The sequence below is a fragment of the Amycolatopsis sp. NPDC003861 genome (assembly GCF_053605405.1).
In genome coordinates this window covers 1-1,884 of the sequence record NZ_JBSGJD010000496.1, presented here as the reverse complement: position 1 = coordinate 1,884, position 1,884 = coordinate 1, and the positions used below count along the sequence as shown (strand labels likewise).

The 1,884-nt window shown below is 71.1% G+C and carries 1 protein-coding gene; it reads left to right on the top strand.

Features of this window, described 5'->3' with window-relative positions:
* Positions 1–1,828: DUF6541 family protein (locus ACWEVN_RS47720; RefSeq protein ID WP_452055692.1), on the top strand; the 1,828-nt coding region annotated here is incomplete at its 5' end.
* Positions 1,829–1,884 lie beyond the last annotated feature (56 nt).

Here is a 1,884-nt window from a genome sequence, read left to right as displayed (position 1 = left end):
GGTGCGCTGGCTGGTCCGCCGCCGTCGCGCGGCCGCCGAGCCGGTCGAGCCCGCCGAAGACCCGCGGCTGCGCACGCTGACCGGCCGGGCCGGGCTGGTGGCCCAGGTGCTGGGCGCGCTCATCGCCGTCGCCGGCGTCGGCCTCGGCGTCCGGATGTGGCACAAGGGCCTCGGGTCGTGGCAGACGCCGACCCAGGAGCACGACACCGTCACGCACGCCGTGCTGACCGCCTTCACGCACTTCACCGGCAAGGCCGCGCCGTGGCAGATCCTGCCGATCGACGTGGTGCACGACACGAACGTCCAGTTCTACCCGCCCGGCTTCACCGACATCAGCGCGCTGCTCACCGACGTCTTCGGGGACACGATGCTGTCCCTGAACCTGGCGACGGTGGTGTTCTCGGTGGTCGTGCTGCCGCTCTCGGTGGCGGCGCTGACCGCGGCGGTGCTCCGGCACGGCCGGCTCGGCCGCGGCTGGGTCGAGCTCGCGGCGGGCGTCGCCGCACTGGTGTCCGTGCAGCTGTACCGCCCCGGCATCGCCTTCGCCCACGACGGCGGCGTCCTGCCGAACGCGGCCGCGATGACGCTGATGCCCGGGCTCGTCGCCGTGATGCTGGTGATCGGCAAGCGCAACTGGGGCCGCGCGGTGCTGGTGGGGGTCGCCGCCGCCGGGGCGTTCAACCTGCACCCGAGCGCGCTGACCTCGATCGCGCTGACGACGGTCGCGGCCATGATCGGCCTGCTGTTCACCAAGGCGGGCCGGCTCGCCTTCGTCCGCGCGTTGCTGCCGCTGGTGCTGGCGGGCGTGGTGGCGGTGGTCCTGATCATCCCGGACGTCCTGGCGCTGCTGCGGCTCGGCAACGGCTCGGTGGTCGACGCGCCGGCCAACATCCGCGGAACGCAGCTGGGCGCGTCGTTCGAGCTGGTCGCCCGGCTGCCGTACGGCGGGTACTTCGACCCGAGCGGCACGATGGGCCAGCTGGTGCTCGGCCTGCTGGGCCTGGCCGGCGTCGCCGCGGCGGTGCTGTCCCGGCGCGCGTGGCCCTTGCTGACGGCCTGGCTGTTCTGGGCGGCGGTCATGGTGAGCTTCCACTACTCGCCCAATTCGGGCTTCGGCGCGATGATCGGCCGCTACTACTACCGGGTGGCCAACCGCCTGGACACGCACGTCTACCTGCTGATCCCGGTTTTGGCGGGCGTCCTGTTCGTGGCGCTGGGGCTGTTCGTCGTCGCGGTGCAGAAGCGCAACCCGATCCCGGCGCGCTTCCGCCCGGCGGTGGCGTACGGGCTGATCGTGGTGTTGCTGGGTGCGCTGACGGTGACGTCGTTCCGCGGCTACATGAACACGGGGGCGCTGTCGTTGAGCCAGCGCTACGCGGCCCCGCAGTTCGTCCGCTACAACGCGGCGGACGACGCGGCGGCGAAGTGGCTGCACGAGCACGCGGCCCCAGGAGAGACGATCCTCAACAACGCGAACGACGGCTCGACGCTGTTGTACGTGGACTACGACCTGCCGATCCTCAACATCGTCCCGGACGGCCACAGCCCGATCCAGGACAACATCACCCTGCTGGCGATGTTCAACTACTACCCGGAGGACCCGGAGGTCCAGAGCATCCTGCGGGCGAAGAACGTCCGCTGGGTGTACGTGGACACGTCGGCCCCGACGGTCGGGACGGATGGGCACCACTGGACGGGCAAGCTGACGTACAGCTTGGCGCCGGGGCTGAGCCGGCTGACGGGGTTGCCGGGGCTGACGAAGGAGTTCAGCTCGGGGACGGTGAGTGTGTACCGCCTGGATCTACCCCAGACCCCACCGCGCGGTTGACGGGCCACCTCGGTATCGCCGGCTGTCGCGAATGACTCATTCGGGACGTCCGAGGT